Genomic DNA, 4,344 nt, shown 5'->3' on the forward strand with positions numbered 1-4,344 from the left:
CATGCACACCGCGTTCGAGACCGTCCCGGTCCTCGTCACCGCCGCCGAACTCCACTCCCTCCCCGCGACCGGCGGCCCCGCCCCCGTCCTTCTCGACGTCCGCTGGGAGGAAGGCGACCCGCACGGGCGGGAGCGCTACCTCAAAGAGCACATCCCCGGTGCGGTGTACGTCGACCTCGACACCGAACTCGCCGCCCCACCCGCGCCGGACGCGGGCCGCCACCCGCTGCCCGACCCCGCCGCGCTGCAGGACGCCGCACGGCGCTGGGGTGTCACCGTCGGCCGTACCGTGGTGGTGTACGACGACCGGGGCAACACCGCGGCCGCCCGCGCCTGGTGGCTGCTGCGCTGGGCCGGTGTCGAGCACGTCGTCCTGCTGGACGGTGCCCTGGACGCCTGGCGGGCGGCCGGTCTGCCGACCGAGACCGGCGAGCCCGAGCATCTCCCCGTGCCCGGCGACATCGTGCTGACTCCGGGACACCTGCCCGTACTGGACGCCGACGCCGCGGCCGACGTGGCCCGTACCGGAGTGCTGCTGGACGTCCGGCCCGCCGAGCGCCACCGGAGCGAGAACCAACCGGCCGAACTCCGCGCCGAATTCCGCGCCGGACGCATCCCCGGTGCCCTGTCCGCCCCCACCGGCGACAACCTGGCCCCCGACGGCACGTTCCGTGACGTCGAGGAACTCGCGCTGCGTTTCACCGCGCTGGGTGCCGACGACGCCACCGAGGTCGGTGTCCACGGCGGTTCCGGCATCAGTGCCGCCCACACCATCGCCGCCCTCGCCCACGCCGGTATCCCCGCCGCCCTCTGCCTCACTCCCTGGACATTGTGAACGCAGTACTTCACTCACATGTCGGACACTTGATAATGCGAGCCGCGTCCGGAAGCGACATTGACGTGGCCGAATTTCGCTGCGACTCTCGTGGCCGTGAGCATGTCCGAGAACCTCGCCGCGCGGCTTCACGTCGATCTCCGACGTCAAGCCAGCGCCATCTGTGCCGTCGGCCGCTGAACGACTGACGGCGCCGCTCTCTCGCGCTCACTTCCGCTCCCTCGTCACCATTCCTCGCAGTCATTCCTGTTGAGGTTCCTTTTCCGCTCTCCGGCTTCGGCCATGCCTTTGGCATGGCTTCGCGCGCTCACGGCGGAACGCATCGCACCAGCCGCTCCCCGATTCGAACAGGACCTTTCCCATGGCCACCACGGCATCGTCCCGACGCCAGTTCCTCTCTCTGCTCGGTCTTTCGGCGGTGGCCGTGAGCTGCGGCACGTCCGCCTCCGGAGCCACAGCGGCCAAGAGCCAGACCAAGACGCTCAGATACCAGGGCTGGGCAGGTCAGGTGACCTTGCCGGAGCTGGCCGAGGATCTCGGCTATCTGGAGGACGTGAAGCTGAAGTGGGTCGGTAACACCATCAGTGGACCGCAGGACATCCAGACCGCGGCCACGGGCGAGATCGACTTCGGCGGCGCCTTCAACGGCGCGGTCGTGAAACTGGCCGCCAACAACGCCCCCATCAAGGCGGTCATCAGTTACTACGGCGCCGACAAGTACGCGTACAACGGGTTCTACGTCCTCAAGGACAGCCCCATACGGTCGGCCAAGGACCTGCTCGGCAAGAAGGTCGGAATGAACACCCTCGGGGCCCATTCCGAGGCGATGCTCGACATCTACTTGCAAAGAGGCGGTCTGTCCCAGTCGGAGATCGAAAAGGTCGAGCCGCTCGTGGTCCCGCCGGTCAACACCGAACAGACGCTGCGTCAGAAGCAGATCGACGTGGCCGTACTCGGCGGCATTCTGCGCGACAAGGCCCTGGAAACCGGCGGTATTCGCGCGCTGTTCACGGACTACGAACTGCTCGGCTCGTTCAGCGCCGGCACCTATGTGATGACGGACCGGTTCCTGAAGCAGAACCCCGACACGGCCCGCACCTTCGTCACCGCCGTGGGACGGGCCATCGAGTGGTCCCGTTCCACTCCGCGCGAAGAGGTCATCGCCCGGATGACGGACATCGTGAAGAAGCGCGGCCGCAACGAGGACCCCGGGCCGCTGAAGTACTGGCGGTCCTTCGGTGTCGCCGAGACGGCGGGCCGGATCACCGGCAAGGAACTGCAGCTGTGGATCGACTGGCTGGTCGAGCGCGGCGACATCCAGAAGGGCCAGGTCACGCTGTCGGACCTCTACACCAATGAGTTCAACGCGGCGGGCTCCTCCAAGTCCTCCCCCAATGCCTCCCCCAATGCCTCCTCCGCCTCGACCAGCGGGAGTTGATCCCATGCCGGACATCAGCACACCCAAGATCGTGTTCGAGGACGTACGGAAGGAGTTCACCGTCACGGACCGTGCCGGGGCCCGGCGGGCCGGCAGGTTCACCGCCCTCGACGGCATCGACCTCGAGATAGCCGCCGGCGAGTTCGTCGTCCTGGTCGGACCCAGCGGCTGCGGGAAGTCGACGCTGCTGGATCTGCTCGGCGGGCTCGCCCGGCCCACGGGCGGGCGGATCCTGCTGGACGGCGAACCCGTCACCGGCCCCGGCCTCGACCGCGGCATCGTGTTCCAGCAGTACGCGCTGCTGCCGTGGCGCACGGCGCAGGGCAATGTCGAGTTCGGTCTGGAGGCCACCGGCGTCCCACGGCGCCAACGTGCGGCACGTGCCAGGGAGTTCCTGGACCTGGTGGGTCTCTCCGGGTTCGAGAACCGCCATCCGCACGAGCTGTCGGGCGGGATGCGGCAGCGGGTGGCGATCGCCCGCAGCCTCGCCTACGACCCGGACGTCCTGCTGATGGACGAGCCGTTCGCCGCACTGGACGCCCAGACCCGCGAGTCCCTCCAGGACGAACTGCTGCGCATCTGGGAGCGCACCGGCAAGACCGTCGTCTTCATCACGCACGGCATCGACGAGGCCGTCTACCTGGGGCAGCGCGTCGCCGTCATGACCTCGCGGCCGGGCCGTATCAAGCAGATCGTGCCGGTCGCCCTCGGCTCCCGTACGGCGACGGACGACATCCGCTCCAGTCCCGAGTTCGCCCGCCACCGGCACGAGATCTGGTCGCTGCTGCACGACGAGGTGGCCAGGGCCCAGCAGTTGGAGAAGGAGGAGGCCTCCGTATGAGCGCCACAGCCGGCACCACCACCGAGAAGACCACGTTGCCGGGCTCCGCGGGCGGGACGGAGGCCGTCGCCGCCTCTTCCCGCACCGCGACCAGCGAGACCGCGGCATCCGCCGAGCCGGCGGACGGCGCGGCGCCCGCCGAAGCCGTGGCACCCGCCGAGACCGTCCCACCCACCGCATCCGACCCACCCGCCATACTCACCGAATCGGCCGCGGGCGCCGCTCCCGCCGAATCCCCGGCAGGCGCCACACCCGCCGGATCCACCGCACCCGCCGGGACCGACACGTCAGCCCCACCCGCGGTGACCGCGCCGCCCGCGGTGACCCCGTCTCCGGGCGGGCGCCGGGCACGTGTCCTGACCGCCGGTGTCCGCCGGGCGGGACGCCGCGCGGCGTCCCTGCTGCTGAAAGGGGCGACCAAGTCCGTCGCCGTCGTGGCCCTGCTCCTGCTGTGGGAGGCCGCGCCGCGGCTGGGCCTGGTCGACCGGACCTTCCTGCCGCCGTTCAGTGAGGTCGCCGACGCCTGGTGGGAGCTGGCCGCGAACGGCCAGCTGGCGGACAACGCGCAGGCAAGCCTGGTGCGTTCGTTCAGCGGATTCGGTCTCGCCGTGGCCGTCGCCGTGCCGCTGGGTCTGCTGATCGGCTGGTACCGGCCGGTCGCCGACCTCCTGGGACCGCTGCTGGAGGTGTTCCGCAACACCGCGGCGCTCGCCCTGCTGCCGGTGTTCGTACTGCTGCTGGGCATCGGCGAGACCTCGAAGATCTCCATCGTGGTGTACGCGTGCACCTGGCCGATCCTGCTCAACACCATCAGCGCGGTGCGCAACGTCGACCCGACCCTGCTGAAGCTGGCGAAGTCGATGGACCTGTCCGCCCCCCGACTGTTCCAGAAGGTCATCCTGCCGTCCGCGGTGCCGGTGATGTTCACCGGCATCCGGCTGGCCGGAGCGGTGTCGATCCTGGTGCTGGTCGCCGCCGAGATGATCGGCGCCAAGGCGGGCCTCGGCTATCTGATCAACGCCTCGCAGTTCAACTTCGCGATCCCGCAGATGTACGCGGGCATCATCACGATCTCCGCCATCGGCGTGGCCTTCAACCAGTTCCTGGTGACCTCCACGAACTCCCCGGCCCGCTCGTAGCGCAGGCCGTGGTCCAGGTGCTGCTCCTGCCCGAAGTTGCGGGCCTCGTTCACGGTGCCGGAGGTGACGATGTTCCAGCCCGCCCGGCCGC

Annotated in this window: 5 protein-coding genes and 1 pseudogene; 5 read left to right on the forward strand and 1 reads right to left on the reverse strand. The window is 69.6% G+C overall.

Going from position 1 to position 4,344, the window contains the following annotated elements; genetic code table 11:
* Position 1 precedes the first annotated feature (1 nt).
* The 5 genes from FNH08_RS45590 to FNH08_RS54265 all read left to right on the forward strand — a co-directional run bounded on the left by FNH08_RS45590 (position 2) and on the right by FNH08_RS54265 (position 4,253).
* On the forward strand, positions 2-835 hold the full coding sequence (locus tag FNH08_RS45590) for a sulfurtransferase (RefSeq protein ID WP_152777494.1): 834 nt from the start codon (positions 2-4) through the stop codon (positions 833-835).
* A gap of 102 nt (positions 836-937) precedes the next feature.
* On the forward strand, positions 938-1,015 hold the full coding sequence (locus FNH08_RS54260; RefSeq protein ID WP_407704582.1) for a putative leader peptide: 78 nt from the start codon (positions 938-940) through the stop codon (positions 1,013-1,015).
* Positions 1,016-1,196: 181 nt separating this feature from the next.
* Positions 1,197-2,273, forward strand: a complete 1,077-nt coding sequence (locus FNH08_RS45600) for an ABC transporter substrate-binding protein (RefSeq protein WP_152777498.1) — start codon at positions 1,197-1,199, stop codon at positions 2,271-2,273.
* Positions 2,274-2,277: 4 nt separating this feature from the next.
* Positions 2,278-3,114 (forward strand): ABC transporter ATP-binding protein, encoded by an 837-nt coding sequence (locus FNH08_RS45605; protein ID WP_152777500.1) that lies wholly within the window; start codon positions 2,278-2,280, stop codon positions 3,112-3,114.
* Positions 3,111-4,253: an ABC transporter permease gene (locus FNH08_RS54265; protein ID WP_407704581.1), complete on the forward strand. Its 1,143-nt coding sequence runs from the start codon at positions 3,111-3,113 to the stop codon at positions 4,251-4,253. Before FNH08_RS45605 ends, FNH08_RS54265 begins: the two co-directional genes overlap by 4 nt.
* Here FNH08_RS54265 and FNH08_RS45615 read toward each other — a convergent pair.
* Positions 4,217-4,344 (reverse strand): annotated as a pseudogene (locus tag FNH08_RS45615) (hypothetical protein); the annotation flags it as partial. The gene FNH08_RS54265 and the pseudogene FNH08_RS45615 overlap by 37 nt on opposite strands.

Origin of the sequence: Streptomyces spongiae (assembly GCF_009377185.1) — a bacterium.
Classification (GTDB): Bacteria; Actinomycetota; Actinomycetes; order Streptomycetales; family Streptomycetaceae; genus Streptomyces; species Streptomyces spongiae.